Annotated in this window: 14 protein-coding genes; 4 read left to right on the forward strand and 10 right to left on the reverse strand. The window is 59.2% G+C overall.

Features of this window, described 5'->3' with window-relative positions:
• Positions 1 to 6 precede the first annotated feature (6 nt).
• The 8 genes from ACN6NG_RS29650 to rpmH form a co-directional block, all read right to left on the reverse strand.
• Positions 7 to 798: a ParA family protein gene (locus ACN6NG_RS29650; protein ID WP_016502297.1), complete on the reverse strand. Its 792-nt coding sequence runs from the start codon at positions 796 to 798 to the stop codon at positions 7 to 9.
• An 18-nt stretch (positions 799 to 816) separates the two neighbouring features.
• Positions 817 to 1467, reverse strand: coding sequence for a 16S rRNA (guanine(527)-N(7))-methyltransferase RsmG (gene rsmG, locus ACN6NG_RS29655; protein ID WP_016502298.1), 651 nt, complete (start codon positions 1465 to 1467; stop codon positions 817 to 819).
• Entirely contained in the window at positions 1464 to 3356 is a 1893-nt protein-coding gene (gene mnmG, locus ACN6NG_RS29660) for a tRNA uridine-5-carboxymethylaminomethyl(34) synthesis enzyme MnmG (RefSeq protein ID WP_474317487.1), read from the reverse strand. Before mnmG ends, rsmG begins: the two co-directional genes overlap by 4 nt.
• A 632-nt stretch (positions 3357 to 3988) precedes the next feature.
• Positions 3989 to 5359, reverse strand: a complete 1371-nt coding sequence (gene mnmE, locus ACN6NG_RS29665) for a tRNA uridine-5-carboxymethylaminomethyl(34) synthesis GTPase MnmE (RefSeq protein ID WP_049275249.1) — start codon at positions 5357 to 5359, stop codon at positions 3989 to 3991.
• Between the two features lie 88 nt (positions 5360 to 5447).
• A complete protein-coding gene (gene yidC, locus ACN6NG_RS29670; protein WP_474317490.1) occupies positions 5448 to 7130 on the reverse strand; it encodes a membrane protein insertase YidC in 1683 nt (560 codons plus the stop codon).
• A 2-nt stretch (positions 7131 to 7132) separates the two neighbouring features.
• Complete coding sequence (gene yidD / locus ACN6NG_RS29675; protein ID WP_080642832.1) at positions 7133 to 7378, reverse strand: membrane protein insertion efficiency factor YidD; 246 nt, start codon at positions 7376 to 7378, stop codon at positions 7133 to 7135.
• Positions 7371 to 7775: a ribonuclease P protein component gene (rnpA, locus tag ACN6NG_RS29680; protein WP_003253166.1), complete on the reverse strand. Its 405-nt coding sequence runs from the start codon at positions 7773 to 7775 to the stop codon at positions 7371 to 7373. The genes yidD and rnpA overlap by 8 nt, the downstream gene beginning before the upstream one ends.
• 13 nt (positions 7776 to 7788) lie before the next feature.
• Positions 7789 to 7923 (reverse strand): 50S ribosomal protein L34, encoded by a 135-nt coding sequence (gene rpmH, locus ACN6NG_RS29685; RefSeq protein WP_003253163.1) that lies wholly within the window; start codon positions 7921 to 7923, stop codon positions 7789 to 7791.
• A gap of 596 nt (positions 7924 to 8519) precedes the next feature.
• Between rpmH and dnaA the strand changes: the two genes are divergently transcribed.
• From dnaA to gyrB, 4 genes are read left to right on the forward strand one after another with little or no spacing between them, the layout of a single operon-like run.
• A complete protein-coding gene (gene dnaA, locus ACN6NG_RS29690; RefSeq protein WP_353457304.1) occupies positions 8520 to 10064 on the forward strand; it encodes a chromosomal replication initiator protein DnaA in 1545 nt (514 codons plus the stop codon).
• A 40-nt stretch (positions 10065 to 10104) separates the two neighbouring features.
• Positions 10105 to 11208: a DNA polymerase III subunit beta gene (gene dnaN / locus ACN6NG_RS29695; protein WP_016497344.1), complete on the forward strand. Its 1104-nt coding sequence runs from the start codon at positions 10105 to 10107 to the stop codon at positions 11206 to 11208.
• Between the two features lie 15 nt (positions 11209 to 11223).
• On the forward strand, positions 11224 to 12327 hold the full coding sequence (gene recF, locus ACN6NG_RS29700) for a DNA replication/repair protein RecF (RefSeq protein WP_063422569.1): 1104 nt from the start codon (positions 11224 to 11226) through the stop codon (positions 12325 to 12327).
• A gap of 4 nt (positions 12328 to 12331) precedes the next feature.
• Entirely contained in the window at positions 12332 to 14752 is a 2421-nt protein-coding gene (gyrB, locus tag ACN6NG_RS29705; RefSeq protein WP_016497346.1) for a DNA topoisomerase (ATP-hydrolyzing) subunit B, read from the forward strand.
• 64 nt (positions 14753 to 14816) lie between these two features.
• Here the strand turns inward: gyrB and ACN6NG_RS29710 are convergent, their stop codons facing one another.
• Entirely contained in the window at positions 14817 to 15224 is a 408-nt protein-coding gene (locus ACN6NG_RS29710; protein WP_063422572.1) for an RcnB family protein, read from the reverse strand.
• A gap of 194 nt (positions 15225 to 15418) precedes the next feature.
• The gene (locus tag ACN6NG_RS29715) at positions 15419 to 16711 is read right to left on the reverse strand and encodes a sigma-54 interaction domain-containing protein (protein ID WP_063422573.1); all 1293 of its coding nucleotides are present in this window, start codon (positions 16709 to 16711) and stop codon (positions 15419 to 15421) included.
• Between the last annotated feature and the right edge of the window lie 135 nt (positions 16712 to 16846).

Here is a 16846-nt window from a genome sequence, read left to right on the forward strand (position 1 = left end):
GATTCCTTAAGTTGTTTGTGCAGTGCGTGATGGACGGCGCTGGCGGCGAACCAGTTCCCCGGCCAGGGCCAGATAAGCCAGCGCGCCGCGCGATTGCTTGTCGTAGGCCAGGGCCGGCATGCCGAAGCTGGGGGCCTCGGCCAAGCGAATATTGCGCGGAATGACCGTGTCGTACAGCTGCGGGCCAAAGTGTTCCTTCAGCTGCGCCGAAACATCGTTGTTCAGGCTCAGGCGAGGATCGTACATGGTCCGCAGCAAGCCCTCGATCTTCAGCTCCGGATTCAACCGGGCGGCGATGCGCTTGATGTTATCCACAAGGTCGCTGAGGCCTTCCAGTGCGTAGTACTCGCACTGCATGGGGATGATCACGCCATCGGAAGCGACCAGGGCGTTGAGCGTGAGCATCGACAGCGACGGCGGGCAGTCGATGAGGATGTAGTCGTAGTTCTCACGGATAGGCGCCAGTGCGTTGCGCAGACGGCTCTCCTTGACCTGCATTTCCAGCAGCACCACCTCGGCGGCGGTCAGGTCGCGGTTGGCCGGCAGCAACTGGAACCCACCGTGCTCGGAGTAATGCATGGCCTGGGCCAGGTCGCATTCCCCGATCAGCAGGTCGTAGACCGAATGCTCGAGCTCGTGCTTGTCCACACCGCTGCCCATGGTGGCGTTGCCCTGCGGATCGAGGTCGATCAGCAGCACACGACGCTTGGTCGCGGCCAGCGAGGCGGCGAGATTGATACAGGTGGTGGTCTTGCCTACACCACCTTTCTGGTTCGCGATTGCGAATACCTTAGCCATTGATGCGCGTGTTCCCAGTCATGCCTTGCGGCGCAGTATCAGCAGATGGCGCTGGCCCTGGCAACCTGGAACGGTCAGGGCCTGTTCGCTTTCCACTGTGAAGTCTGCGGGCAATGCTACCAGTTCATCGGCAGGATGCAGCCCCTTCATTGCAAGCCATTGCGTCCCGGTGTCGCCCAGATGGCGGGTCCAGTTGGTGAAGTTCTCCATGCTGCTGAAAGCGCGGGAGATGATTCCGTCGAACGGCTGCGCCGGCTGGAAGGCTTCGACCCGGCTGTGGATAACCGTGAGGTTGTCCAGTTTGAGCTCCATTTTCACCTGGGTCAGGAAGCGGGTCTTCTTGCCGTTGGAGTCCAGCACCGTCACGCGCTTGTGCGGATGCAGGATAGCCAACGGAATACCCGGCATGCCACCGCCGCTGCCGACATCCAGCCAGTTGTCACGCTCGCTGTGGATAAACGCCATGACGCTCAGGCTGTCGAGCAGATGGCGCGACACCATCTCGTCCGGGTCGCGCACGGCCGTGAGGTTGTAGGCTTTGTTCCATTTGATCAACAGGGCCAGGTAGCCAAGCAGTTTCTCGTGCTGCTCGGCGCTCAGCTCGACACCGAGCTGGCGCGCGCCTGTGGACAACTCTTCAGCGTGTTGCGGGGTGACCAGGGAACTCAAGCGCTTTGCTCCAATTCGCGGCCAGCGCCGCGTTTTTTCAAGTAAATCAGCAACAGGGAAATCGCCGCCGGGGTCACGCCTGGGATGCGCGAAGCCTGGCCCAGGGTTTCCGGGCGGGTCTGGCCCAACTTGCCTTGGATCTCCTTGGACAGGCCGGAAATCGTCGTGTAGTCGATATCCACAGGCAGGCGGGTGTCTTCGCTGGCGCGCAGGCGAGCGATTTCATCCTGCTGGCGGTCGATGTAGCCCGCGTACTTGGTGCGGATCTCGACCTGCTCGGCGACCTGTGGATCGATTGCGTCACCGCCGGTCGCCTCGACCAGCCCGGCGTAGTCGATTTCCGGGCGCGCCAACAGGTTCAGCAGGCTGTACTCGTGGCTGAGCGGCGTGCCGAACTTATCCACAATGGCTTGGCCTTGTTCGGTGTTCGGCCGAACCCAGGTCGACTTCAGGCGCTGTTCCTCACGCTCGATGCCGTCACGCTTGGCGCAGAAGGCGGCCCAGCGCTGATCGTCGATAAGGCCCAGTTCACGGCCTTTCTCGGTAAGGCGCAGGTCGGCGTTGTCTTCGCGCAGGATCAGGCGGTACTCGGCACGTGAGGTGAACATGCGGTACGGCTCCTGGGTACCCAGGGTGATCAGGTCGTCGACCAGTACGCCGATGTAGGCTTCGTCGCGGCGCGGGCACCAGCTTTCGCGGCCCTGTGCGCGCAATGCGGCGTTGGTCCCGGCCAGCAGGCCCTGGGCACCGGCTTCTTCGTAACCGGTGGTGCCGTTGATCTGCCCGGCGAAGAACAGGCCACCGATGACTTTGGTCTCGAGGCTGTACTTGAGGTCACGCGGGTCGAAGTAGTCGTACTCGATGGCGTAGCCCGGGCGGACGATGTGGGCGTTTTCCATGCCGCGGATCGAACGCACCAGCTCCAGCTGCACGTCGAACGGCAACGAAGTGGAAATACCGTTGGGGTACAGCTCATGGGTGTTCAGGCCTTCCGGCTCGATGAACACCTGGTGGCTTTCCTTGTCGGCGAACCGGTGGATCTTGTCTTCGATCGATGGGCAGTAGCGCGGACCGACGCCTTCGATCACACCCGAGTACATCGGCGAACGATCGAGGTTCGAGGCGATGATCTCGTGGGTACGCGCATTGGTATGGGTAATCCAGCAGCTCACCTGCCGTGGGTGCATTTCGGCATTGCCCATGAAGGACATGACCGGGATTGGCGTATCACCTGGCTGCTCGGTCATCACCGAGAAATCCACAGAGCGCCCATCGATGCGTGGCGGAGTCCCGGTTTTCAAGCGGCCGACGCGCAGCGGCAGTTCACGCATGCGGTGGGCCAGGGCGATCGAGGGTGGATCACCGGCACGGCCACCGGAATGGTTTTGCAGACCAATGTGGATAAGCCCGCCGAGGAAAGTACCAGTGGTCAGTACCACCGATTCGGCGAAGAAACGCAAACCCATCTGGGTAACTACGCCCTTGACCTGGTCCTGCTCGACGATCAGGTCGTCGCAGGACTGCTGGAATATCCACAGGTTCGGCTGGTTTTCCAGGATTTCACGCACCACCGCCTTGTAGATGGCGCGGTCGGCCTGCGCACGGGTGGCGCGTACCGCCGGGCCCTTGCGGTTGTTCAGAACGCGGAACTGGATGCCGCTCTTGTCGGTGGCCAGCGCCATGGCGCCGCCGAGGGCATCGATCTCTTTGACCAGATGGCTTTTGCCAATACCGCCGATGGCGGGGTTGCAGCTCATGTGACCGAGGGTTTCCACGTTATGGGTCAGCAGCAGGGTTTTCACACCCATGCGTGCAGACGCAAGCGCAGCCTCGGTACCGGCATGGCCGCCGCCGATGACGATCACTTCAAAACGGGAAGGGAAATCCACCACGCACCTCGTGCCTGTTTTTGCGAATAGAGAAGGTAAGCCGACAAGTATAGGGACTTCACCCCCTTTAAAGAAACCGTCTGAGCAAATTTTGACCAGTCTGTGGATGAGTGGCAGACAACAGAAATCAACAAGAAGAAATTTATAAAAGCTTTGTTTTTATGTTTATTCTTATGCACAACGATATCTGTGGATAAAGCTCTGTAGGCCATGAATGGCGATGTGTAGAGAGAAATTAAACCCTGTGTCTGGAGTGCCATGAGGGCTATGGATAACGTCATTTAGCCTGTGGATGAAATGGCTATTTACCCACAGGCGGATTTCTCCTCAGGAAAAAAGCCTGCTTATCAACTGAGCTGAAGATGGGTTTTCCACAGGGCTCCTGAGCGCAGTTTTCAGGTTATGGATCAAAAAATACTCAAGATCGCGACCGACGCGGACAAGGCGACAGCCGGTTTTCCGCAAAAGCGTCGGCCCAGCCATAGAGATCTAGCGGTTGTACTGGCGTCTTCGCGGGCTTGCCCGCGCCCACAGGTGCGCTGTTGACCTCGCTGTGGTCATCTCCTGCAACGAATTTGAGGCAAAAAAAACCGCTCCCTAAGGAGCGGCGCTTGGCCTTGCCTGGCTGTGGATTACTTGCCGATGCAGAAGCTGGAGAAAATGCGCCCCAGCAGGTCATCCGAGCTGAACGCCCCGGTAATTTCCCCCAGGGCATGCTGTGCCTGGCGCAAGTCCTCTGCCAGCAGCTCTCCTGCGCCCGCCAAGGTCAACTGTGCACGGCCGTGCTCCAGGTGCTCGCTGGCTTGGCGCAAGGCATCCAGGTGCCGCCGGCGGGCACTGAAACCACTCTCCGCCGTCTGTTCGTAACCCATGCAGGCCTTCAGATGGTCGCGCAGCAGTTGCAGCCCTGTGTCGTCACCCTTGGCACTGAGGGTGATGGTCACATGGCCGTCATCGCACTGTTCCAACGCTACCCGCTCGCCACTCAGGTCGGCCTTGTTGCGAATCAGCGTGACCTTGGCCGGGTCGGGCCGCTGATCGAGAAACTCGGGCCACAAGGCGAACGGGTCGCTGGCCTCGGGCGCGGTGGAGTCGACCACCAGCAACACACGATCAGCCTCGCCAATAGCCTTCAGGGCGCGTTCTACGCCGATCTTTTCCACATGGTCATCGGTATCACGCAAACCGGCGGTATCGACCACATGCAGCGGCATACCGTCGATGTGGATATGTTCGCGCAGGATGTCCCGGGTGGTGCCGGCGATATCGGTGACAATGGCGGCTTCCCGACCAGCCAGTTGATTGAGCAGGCTCGACTTGCCGGCGTTCGGCCGCCCGGCGATGACCACCGTCATGCCGTCACGCAGCAAGGCACCCTGCCCGGCCTCGCGTTGCACGGTGGATAACTCGCCACGCACTGCATCGAGCATCGACAGGACGTGGCCATCGGCGAGGAAGTCGATCTCCTCTTCGGGGAAGTCGATTGCTGCCTCGACGTAGATGCGCAGGGCGATCAGCGCCTCGGTCAGGCTGTGCACACGCTTGGAGAACTCCCCCTGCAGCGAGCGCAGGGCGTTACGTGCCGCCTGGCTGGAGCTGGCCTCGATCAGGTCGGCAATGGCTTCGGCCTGGGCCAGGTCGAGCTTGTCGTTGAGGAACGCGCGTTCGCTGAATTCACCTGGGCGGGCCAGGCGACAGCCAACTTGTACACAGCGCTGCAGCAGCATGTCCAGGACTACCGGGCCACCGTGGCCCTGGAGTTCGAGCACATCTTCGCCGGTGAACGAGTTCGGCCCAGGGAAGAACAACGCAATCCCCTCGTCCAGCACCAGCCCTTCATCGTCGCGGAACGGGCCGTAATGGGCATGGCGAGGGGTCAGCGTACGACCGGTGATCAACTGCCCGGCCTTGCTGGCCAAAGGGCCGGACAACCTGACAATACCCACACCACCGCGGCCTTGGGCGGTAGCGATGGCGGCGATGGTTTCACGCACAGTGTTCATGCTCGAAAGCCTCTACGACAAAAACGACAGATAGCAAAAACGCCCCACTAGGGGGCGTTTTTTATTCACAGGCTAGCGTACTAGCCCGTCAAGCAGCAGCTTTTTTGGTGGCTGCTTCGATACGGCGAGTGATGTACCACTGCTGCGAAATCGACAGGCAGTTGTTCACAACCCAGTACAGCACCAGACCAGCCGGGAACCACAGGAAGAAGAAGGTGAAGATGATCGGCATCATTTTCATCACCTTGGCCTGCATCGGATCCGGCGGCGTCGGGTTCAGGCGCTGCTGAATGAACATGGTGGCGCCCATGATGATCGGCAGGATGAAGAACGGATCCTTGATCGACAGGTCGGTAATCCACAGCATCCATGGGGCCTGGCGCATTTCTACGCTTTCCAGCAGTACCCAGTACAGGGCCAGGAATACCGGCATCTGCACCAGGATCGGCAGGCAGCCGCCCAGCGGGTTGATCTTCTCTTTCTTGTACAGCTCCATCATCGCCTGGGACATCTTCTGGCGATCGTCACCGAAGCGTTCCTTCAGCGCGGCGAGCTTGGGCGCAACAGCACGCATGCGCGCCATGGAGCGGTAGCTGGCAGCCGACAGCGGGAAGAACAGGCCTTTGATCAGCATGGTCAGCACGATGATCGACCAGCCCCAGTTACCCAGCAGGCTGTGGATATGTTGCAGCAGCCAGAAGATCGGCTGGGCGATGAACCACAGGAAGCCGTAGTCGACGGTCAGTTCCAGGCCTGGGGACAACTCTTTCAGCTTGGACTGGATCTTCGGGCCGGCGTACAGCATCGCGCTGGTTTCGACCTTGCCACCAGCAGGGACGCTGAGGGCTGGGCCGGTGTAGCCGATGATGTAGTTGCCCTGGCTGTCCTTGCGGGTCTGGACAACGTTGTTGTCCGACTTGGCCGGAATCCAGGCGGTCACGAAGTAGTGCTGCAGCCATGCAACCCAGCCGCCGGACACATTTTCTTTCAAACTACCTTTGTCGATGTCCTTCATCGAGACCTTTTTGTAAGGCTCGGAAGCTGTCCACAGGGCTGCGCCCAGGTAGGTGGCGGTGCCAGTGGCAGTGCTCGAGGACGGATCGCCGCTGGCGTCACGCTTGAGCTGGGCAAACATGTTGCCGCTCCAGGCCTGGTCGCTCTGGTTGTCGATCAGGTAGCTGACATTCAGGTCGTACTCACCGCGCTTGAAGCTGAAGCGCTTGATGTAGTTGACACCGTTGTCGCTGAACTTCAGGTCGACCACCAGTTGTTCCTGGCCGTCGGCCAGCTGGTAGCTCTTCTGCTCGGCGGCATACAGCGGGCGGCCGCTGGCGCGGGCATCCGGGCCGTTGGCACCGGTCAGACCGCTTTGTGCCAGGTAAACACGCTCACCACCGTTGTCGAACAACTGGAACGGAATGTTCGGGTGGTCCTGACGGCGTGGGTACTTCGGCAGGTTCAACTGGACGATGTCACCACCGACCGGATCGATAGCCAGTTCCAGAACGTCGGTCTTGACTCGGATCAGGTCCTTGCTGAGTGCGACCGGTGCCAGTTCGGCAGGGCTCGATTCGGCGTTGGCGCTCGGTACATCGGCGCTGGGGCCGTTGTTACCGGCCGGCACGCCATCGGGCAAGCCCGGCGCAACAGTGCTGGCAGCAGTATTCTGAGTCGGCAGGGCAGCCTGGCCGTAGTCATCGTTCCACTTCAGGACCATGACGTAGGACACGACTGCCAGCGCGGCGATCAGGATCGTGCGTTTAATATCCATGATTACTCGGCTATCGAAGAAGTTCGGGAGGAAGGAGCGGGTGGAACGGGGTCGAAACCGCCGTCATTCCACGGATGACAACGCCCCAGGCGACGAACGGCCAGCCACCCACCACGCCAGACGCCATGGTTTTCGATGGCTTCATAAGCGTAACAGGAGCAACTGGGGAAAAAACGACAGTGGTTGGCCATCAGAGGACTAATGGCGTAACGGTAAAACTGGATCGGAACGAGTGCCAGTTTACGCATCTTGACTGTCTACCCCTGCGGAATTGGCGGTGACTGCTGGAGTTGGCCGGCTGCGCGCCAGACGTTTCCAGAGTTTGCCAAAGTGTTGGTGCAATTCCGGGTTTTCTATCTCACCCAATCCCTTGCGCGCGACGATCACGATGTCCAACCCGGCAAGCAGCTGCTGGTTAAGACGAAAGGAATCGCGCATCAAGCGCTTGAGGCGGTTGCGTTGAACGGCGAGCTTGACGCTCTTCTTGCCGATCACCAGGCCGAGACGAGGGTGATCGAGACCGTTCTCGCGAGCAAGGATCAGCAGGTTTTTCCCTGGAACCTTGCCGGTTGGGGAGTCGAAGACCGCTTTGAAGTGTCGGGGTGTAAGCAGTCGCTTTTCCCGACTGAAGTCCTGACTCACCACCTGTGCCGAAAAATCAAATGGCCAGACGCTTACGGCCTTTGGCACGACGACGCGACAGAACGGCGCGGCCGTTTTTGGTAGCCATACGGGCACGGAAACCGTGGGTGCGGGCGCGCTTGATGGTGCTTGGTTGGAAAGTACGTTTCATGGCGTGTTACCTGGTTTGTCGACGACGGGCCGGGATGGCCCCCTTTTTAAGAGACCGGCGATTCTAGAGAAAGCAAGCCCATAGGTCAATTTCCAACCAGCCTTTCCCTATAGGGCGTGTGATGGACGGTGCTTGTTCGTCCACCCTCGAGGGGGTGCTTGATCGGACACACGAATCGGGGACAACATGAAAAAAAAGAAGAGACATATAAAAAGCTTTTCTGAAGAACTTATAGATATTAGGTGGATAACCTTCTGTGGATAACTACCTGTAGGCCACAAAATTCAGCATGTACAGAGTTTTACAACGTTGTTCTCAACCGGTGCTGCGCTTGTTTTCATCGTGGTCGAAAGCTGTGGATTAAAATGGCACTTACCCACAGGTGAGTTATCAACAGACCACGACCCAGGGTTGTGCATAGCCCTCATGGTCGCTTATCCACAGGGCTTATGCACAGTGCGACAAAGCCGTTTTGGTCGATAAATGGCTGTTTTGTCATGGTTCCTAACGTGTCCACATGTGGATAACTGAACGCTCGACCGGTACAATGGCGGATTGTTTTTGCCTCATCCGGCTTTCAAACTCAGGGGATATCCGTGTCAGTGGAACTTTGGCAGCAGTGCGTGGAGCTTCTGCGCGATGAACTGCCTGCCCAGCAATTCAACACCTGGATCCGTCCGCTACAGGTCGAAGCCGAAGGCGACGAGTTGCGCGTCTATGCGCCTAACCGTTTCGTTCTCGATTGGGTCAATGAAAAGTACCTGGGCCGCTTGCTCGAGCTGTTGGGTGAAAACGGCAGCGGCATTGCGCCTGCCCTTTCCTTATTAATAGGCAGCCGTCGCAGCTCGGCTCCACGGGCTGCGCCCAACGCGCCAGTCAGCGCTGCCGTGGCCGCTTCGCTGGCGCAGACCCGGGCGCAGACCCAGGCTCAAAGGCCTTTGCCGGTAGCGGCCGCGGTCGAGCCTGCGGCTGTAACAGCGGCAGAGCCTGTGCTGGTCAATGAATTGGCCGAGCCGTCGTCGCGTGACAGCTTCGATGCCATGGCCGAGCCCGTTTCGCCGCCAGCCAGCAATACCCGGACCGAACAGCGCACTGTGCAGGTGGAAGGTGCGCTCAAGCACACTAGCTACCTGAACCGCACCTTCACTTTCGACACCTTTGTTGAAGGTAAGTCGAACCAGTTGGCGCGCGCGGCTGCCTGGCAGGTGGCTGATAACCCCAAGCATGGCTACAACCCGCTGTTCCTGTATGGCGGCGTGGGCCTGGGTAAAACCCACCTTATGCATGCTGTGGGTAACCACCTGCTGAAGAAGAACCCGAACGCCAAGGTCGTGTACCTGCACTCGGAGCGCTTCGTCGCAGACATGGTCAAGGCGCTGCAGCTCAACGCCATCAATGAATTCAAGCGCTTCTACCGTTCGGTGGATGCGTTGCTGATCGACGATATCCAGTTCTTTGCCCGCAAAGAGCGCTCGCAGGAAGAGTTTTTCCACACCTTCAACGCCCTGCTTGAGGGCGGCCAGCAGGTAATCCTTACCTCTGACCGTTACCCCAAGGAGATCGAAGGCCTGGAAGAGCGCCTGAAGTCGCGCTTCGGTTGGGGGCTGACGGTGGCTGTAGAGCCGCCAGAGCTGGAAACCCGCGTTGCGATCCTGATGAAGAAGGCCGACCAGGCTAAGGTCGAGCTGCCACATGATGCGGCTTTCTTCATTGCCCAGCGCATTCGCTCCAACGTACGTGAGCTGGAAGGTGCACTGAAGCGGGTGATTGCTCACTCGCACTTCATGGGCCGCGACATCACCATCGAGCTGATCCGTGAGTCGCTGAAAGACTTGCTGGCGCTGCAAGATAAACTGGTGAGTGTGGATAACATTCAGCGAACCGTCGCCGAGTACTACAAGATCAAGATCTCTGATCTGTTGTCCAAGCGTCGTTCGCGTTCTGTCGCGCGTCCACGTCAGGTGGCGATGGCCCTGTCCAAGGAGCTGACCAACCACAGTCTGCCGGAAATCGGCGACATGTTTGGTGGTCGCGACCATACGACCGTGCTGCACGCCTGCCGCAAGATCAACGAATTGAAGGAATCCGACGCGGACATCCGCGAGGACTACAAGAACCTGCTGCGGACGCTGACGACCTGATGGCCGTCTGCGCAGCTAATTGAAGGCAAGGGACTAGACCATGCATTTCACCATTCAACGCGAAGCCTTGTTGAAACCCCTGCAACTGGTCGCCGGTGTCGTAGAGCGCCGTCAGACCTTGCCGGTCCTGTCCAACGTATTGCTGGTCGTACAAGGCCAGCAACTGTCGTTGACCGGTACCGACCTGGAAGTCGAACTGGTAGGCCGCGTACAACTGGAAGAGCCGGCCGAGCCTGGCGAAATCACTGTGCCGGCGCGCAAGCTGATGGACATTTGTAAAAGCCTGCCGAACGACGCCCTGATCGATATCAAGGTCGACGAGCAGAAACTGTTGGTGAAGGCCGGTCGCAGCCGCTTCACCCTGTCGACCCTGCCAGCCAATGACTTCCCGACTGTGGAAGAAGGCCCGGGTTCGCTGACCTGCAACCTGGAACAGAGCAAGCTGCGCCGTCTGATCGAGCGCACCAGCTTCGCCATGGCCCAGCAGGATGTGCGCTACTACCTCAACGGCATGCTGCTGGAGGTTTCCCGTAACACCCTGCGCGCGGTTTCCACTGACGGCCACCGCCTGGCGCTGTGCTCCATGACCGCGCCAATCGAGCAGGAAGATCGCCACCAGGTCATCGTGCCACGCAAAGGTATCCTGGAACTGGCGCGTCTGCTGACCGACCCGGAAGGCATGGTCAGCATCGTCCTGGGCCAGCACCACATTCGCGCCACAACCGGTGAATTCACCTTCACCTCCAAGCTGGTGGATGGCAAGTTCCCGGACTATGAGCGTGTACTGCCCAAGGGCGGCGACAAGCTGGTGGTCGGTGACCGCCAGGCGCTGCGTGAAGCTTTCAGCCGTACTGCGATTCTTTCCAACGAAAAGTACCGCGGTATTCGCCTGCAACTGGCTGCTGGCCAACTGAAGATCCAGGCCAACAACCCTGAGCAGGAAGAAGCGGAAGAAGAGATCAGCGTGGACTACGAAGGTAGCTCGCTGGAAATCGGCTTTAACGTCAGCTACCTGCTGGACGTGCTGGGCGTGATGACTACCGAGCAAGTTCGTCTGATCCTGTCCGACTCCAACAGCAGTGCGCTGCTGCAGGAAGCTGGCAATGACGATTCTTCCTACGTTGTCATGCCGATGCGCCTGTAACCTGTAGCAGGCGCAATGTCCCTTCGACGGATCATGGTCACCGCGGTGCGCAACTTGCACCCGGTGACCCTCTCGCCCTCCCCCCGCATCAATATCCTTTACGGCGCCAACGGCAGTGGCAAGACCAGTCTGCTTGAAGCTGTGCACTTGCTCGGGCTGGCGCGGTCATTTCGCAGTACCCGCCTGAACCCGGTCATCCAGTATGAGCAGTCTGCCTGCACCGTGTTTGGCGAAGTGCAGCTGGCTGAAGGTGGCACCAGTAACCTGGGTGTCTCTCGAGAGCGGCAGGGAGAATTCACCATACGCATCGATGGGCAGAATGCACGTAGCGCCGCCCAGCTGGCGGAGTTGTTACCGCTGCAGCTCATCAACCCAGACAGTTTCCGGCTGTTGGAAGGTGCCCCGAAAATACGCCGCCAGTTTCTGGATTGGGGTGTGTTCCACGTGGAACCTCGCTTTTTGCCAGCCTGGCAACGGCTGCAGAAGGCGCTGCGGCAGCGGAACTCATGGTTGCGTCATGGTACACTTGACGCAGCTTCGCAAGCCGCCTGGGACCGGGAATTGTGCCTGGCCAGCGCGGAAATAGATGAATACCGTCGCAACTACATCAAGGCCTTGAAGCCTGTCTTCGAGCGAACCCTGAGCGAACTGGTCGAGCTGGACGGGTTGACCCTGAGCTACTACCGAGGCTGGGACAAGGACCGGGAACTGCAAGAAGTACTCGCATCCTCTCTCCTTCGCGATCAGCAGATGGGCCATACCCAGGCCGGTCCGCAGCGTGCTGATCTGCGTCTTCGTCTGGCTGCCAATAACGCGGCCGACATCCTGTCGCGTGGTCAGCAAAAGCTGGTGGTGTGTGCATTGCGCATTGCCCAAGGCCACCTCGTCAGCCAGGCTCGTCGCGGTAACTGTATTTATCTCGTGGATGACTTGCCGTCCGAACTGGATGACAAGCATCGCCGCGCGCTGTGCCGCTTGCTTGAAGAATTACGCTGCCAGGTGTTCATCACCTGTGTAGATCACGAATTACTGAGGGAAGGCTGGCAGACGGAAACGCCAGTTGCTTTGTTCCACGTGGAACAAGGCCGTATCACCCAGACCCACGACCATCGGGAGTGAAGGCATGAGCGAAAATCAAACGTACGACTCCTCCAGCATCAAGGTGCTGAAAGGTTTGGATGCCGTACGCAAGCGTCCCGGCATGTACATTGGCGACACCGATGATGGTAGCGGCCTGCACCACATGGTCTTCGAGGTGGTCGACAACTCGATCGACGAAGCCCTCGCCGGTCACTGCGATGACATCACCGTCATCATCCACACGGACGAATCCATCAGTGTGCGCGACAACGGTCGCGGCATTCCGGTCGACGTGCACAAAGAAGAAGGCGTTTCCGCAGCCGAGGTCATCATGACCGTACTGCACGCCGGCGGTAAGTTCGATGATAACTCCTACAAAGTATCTGGCGGCTTGCACGGCGTAGGTGTTTCTGTTGTGAACGCCCTGTCCGAGAAGCTCGTGCTGACCGTTCGCCGTAGCGGCAAGATCTGGGAGCAGACCTACGTTCACGGCGTACCACAAGCGCCGATGGCTGTTGTCGGTGAAAGCGAAACCACCGGTACCCACATCCACTTCAAGCCGTCGGCTGAGACCTTCAAGAATATCCACTTCAGCTGGGACATCCTGGCCAAGCGTATTCGCGAGTTGTCGTTCCTCAACTCGGGCGTTGGCATTCTGCTGAAGGATGAGCGCAGCGGTAAGGAAGAGTTCTTCAAGTACGAAGGCGGCCTGCGTGCGTTCGTCGAGTACCTGAACACCAACAAGACGCCAGTCAACTCCCAGGTGTTCCACTTCAGCGTTCAGCGTGAAGACGGCGTGGGCGTGGAAGTTGCTCTGCAGTGGAACGACAGCTTCAACGAAAACCTGCTGTGCTTCACCAACAACATTCCACAGCGCGACGGTGGCACCCACTTGGTGGGCTTCCGTTCTTCGCTGACCCGTAGCCTGAACAGCTACATCGAACAGGAAGGCCTGGCCAAGAAGAACAAGGTGGCGACCACGGGTGACGACGCCCGTGAAGGCCTGACCGCGATCATCTCGGTGAAGGTACCGGACCCCAAGTTCAGCTCGCAGACCAAAGACAAGCTGGTTTCCTCGGAGGTGAAAACCGCCGTGGAACAGGAGATGAACAAGTACTTCTCTGACTTCCTGCTGGAAAACCCGAACGAGGCCAAGGCCGTCGTTGGCAAGATGATCGACGCCGCTCGTGCGCGTGAAGCGGCACGTAAAGCCCGCGAGATGACTCGCCGCAAAGGTGCGCTGGATATCGCCGGCCTGCCAGGCAAGTTGGCGGACTGCCAGGAGAAGGACCCTGCCCTTTCCGAACTGTACCTGGTGGAGGGTGACTCCGCAGGTGGCTCGGCCAAGCAAGGTCGTAACCGTCGTACCCAGGCGATCTTGCCGCTGAAGGGTAAGATCCTCAACGTCGAAAAAGCACGCTTCGACAAGATGATCTCGTCCCAGGAAGTGGGCACGCTGATCACTGCGCTTGGCTGTGGTATCGGCCGCGAAGAGTACAACATCGACAAGTTGCGTTATCACAACATCATCATCATGACCGATGCTGACGTTGACGGTTCGCACATCCGTACCCTGCTGCTGACCTTCTTCTTCCGTCAGTTGCCGGAACTGGTCGAGCGTGGCTACATCTACATTGCCCAGCCGCCACTGTACAAGGTGAAAAAAGGTAAGCAGGAGCAGTACATCAAGGACGACGAGGCCATGGAAGAATACATGACCCAGTCGGCTCTGGAAGACGCAAGCCTGCACCTGGACGAGTCGGCCCCAGCGGTTTCTGGCGTGCAGCTGGAAAGCCTGGTGAACGAATTCCGTAGTGTCATGAAGACCCTCAAGCGCCTGTCGCGTTTGTACCCGGAAGAGCTAACCGAGCACTTCGTGTACCTGCCTGAGGTGACCCTGGAGCAGTTGGGTGACCACGCGGTGATGCAAGCCTGGCTGGCCAAGCTGCAGGAGCGTCTGAACTCCAGCCAGAAGTCTGGCCTGGCTTACAACGCCAGCCTGCGTGAAGACAAAGAACGCAACGTATGGCTGCCGGAAGTGGAAATCACCTCCCACGGCCTGGCCAGCTACATCACGTTCAACCGTGACTTCTTTGGCAGCAATGACTACCGGACCGTCGTCAACATCGGTGCCAAGCTCTCCAGCCTGTTGGGTGAAGGTGCTTACGTACAACGTGGTGAACGCCGTAAGGCAATTGTCGAGTTCAAGGAAGGCCTGGACTGGCTGATGAATGAGACCACCAAGCGTCACACCATCCAGCGATACAAAGGGCTGGGTGAGATGAACCCGGACCAGCTGTGGGAAACCACCATGGACCCGACCGTTCGCCGTATGCTCAAGGTCACCATCGAAGATGCAATCGCTGCTGACCAGATCTTCAACACCCTGATGGGTGATGCAGTCGAGCCGCGTCGTGAGTTCATCGAAAGCAACGCGTTGTCGGTGTCGAACCTGGACTTCTGATCAGGTGTAAATCTACAGACATTAAAAAGCCCGCTGATGCGGGCTTTTTAGTGTCTGCAAAAAATCAGTAGCCGGTAAGAATGTTCACGATCCTGCCACTGGCGATCGACATCAACACATAGTCGCCGTTCACGTACAGCCAACGGTGGTCACGCGGTGGCGCATACAGGTGGCGCGCTTTCCAGTCGGTCACCCAGTAACGGTCACCACGGTAATGCGGGTCAACGGCATGACCACGCTGCCATTGCTGATGAGGTACCGGCATGCCTTGTTGTGGACGGAAGTTCGGATCACGGTAAGCAGGACCGCGGCCATTGTCATGTCGACCCTGTTGCTGGGGCTGACCATGAGGCGAGTTGCCTTGGTGCGATGGGCCGCTATCATGTCGGTCTGGTGGGCCCGGCTGCGCGAAGCTGGCCAACGGTGCGCTGAACATGAGCGCGGCGCAGATCACGGTTAGGGTTTTCTTCATTTGTTGCGGTCCTCTGCCTGTTAACGCCCGGTTGTCACTGTTTGGGTACCGGGTGTGGTTAACCAATCAGACCACGGTTCTAGCCGTTTAATGTAAGGGCAGAGGTAAAGGTCGGGTAAAGGTGCAGGTGAGTGAACGCTGTGGATGCTGTATCGCATCAACCCTCTGACTTGCACGGACTTTGTGGATATTCGTTAGTTCAGCCCCAGGGCCTTCAAGCGGCGATAGAGCGTGCGTTCACTCATCCCAAGATGGCTGGCAAGTTCGCTACGCGAGCCCTTGAACTGTTCCAGCGCCTGCGCCAGCTCACCCAAGTCATTACGACGGCCGCTTCCTTTCAGCGCCCCCACCGGCCCGATATCTTCCGGTAAGTGCTCAGGTCGAATCAGCCCGTCATCGGCAAACAGACGCGCCCTTTCCAGGATGTTGCGCAGCTCGCGGATATTGCCCGGAAACGCATGCAACCCAAGTTGCTGCAAGGCATCGTCACTCAGCCTGGGCGTCGGCTTGCCAGACATACGCTGCAGCAGGCTCTGCGCAAGCAGCGGCAGATCTTCCACCCGCTCTCGCAATGCCGGCAAGCGGATCGGGAACCCGCTGATACGGTAATACAGGTCTTCACGGAAGGTGCCGTCCGCCACCATCTGTTTGAGCGGCTTGTGGGTGGCCGATACCAGGCGGAAATCCGAATGCACCGTGCGCAGGCTGCCCACCGGGCGGAAGCTGCCAGACTCGATCAGACGCAGCAGTTTCACCTGCATCGCCAGCGGTACTTCGCCAATTTCGTCGAGGAACAGCGTGCCGCCATGGGCCGCCTCAGCCAAGCCGATCTTGCGTTGGTTGGCACCGGTGAACGCGCCTTTCTCATAGCCGAACAACTCGCTTTCGAACAACGACTCCGTCAGGCCAGTGCAGTCGACCACCACCAGCGGGCCGTTTGCTCTGGGGCTGCCGATGTGCACCGCGCGGGCGAACAGCTCTTTCCCGCTACCCGACTCGCCTTGCAGCAGCACCGGGATCTGCGCTGGCGCCGCACGTTGCAGGCTGGCCAAGGCAGCCTTGAAAGCTGGAGCCCGGCCGACCAGGCCTTGCTCCTGAGGTTGCGCTGACGCGAGGGTGATGGTGGTCAGGCGTTCGACAAAGGCCACCACCCTGCCCTGTTCATCCAGAATCGGGCGCAGCTCGACATCGACATGCTCGGGGCCGCGTGGTGTGTGATGAACATGCAGCACTCGCTCGGGCACCTTGCTGTCCCACGCCTTGCGCAGGGGGCAATGCTCACCGGCCTGGTCGCACGGTACAGCATAGTGGTGCGAGACCTTGTGACACTTCTCACCCAGCGGTGCCTGGTCATCTCGGCCGAACTGACGGCGATAGGCGGCGTTGGCGGCCAGGATGTTGTAGTCGGTGTCCAGCACGATTGCTGGCAGGGCATCGTGCTCAAGGTAGGAAACCAGAGCTAGGATGAGGGGATGGGCTTCAGACATGACGGCACCGTTTGGATGACCGGGGCAGCGTAACAAGGACTGCCAAACACTGCCATTGGCTGACAGTCGACTGCCACATGTTCTGCCACCATTGCTGCCAGTTGCCTGTGACGGACCGGTTTCATTGGCGCAAGC

The sequence above is a fragment of the Pseudomonas sp. TSO6 genome, assembly GCF_056098905.1.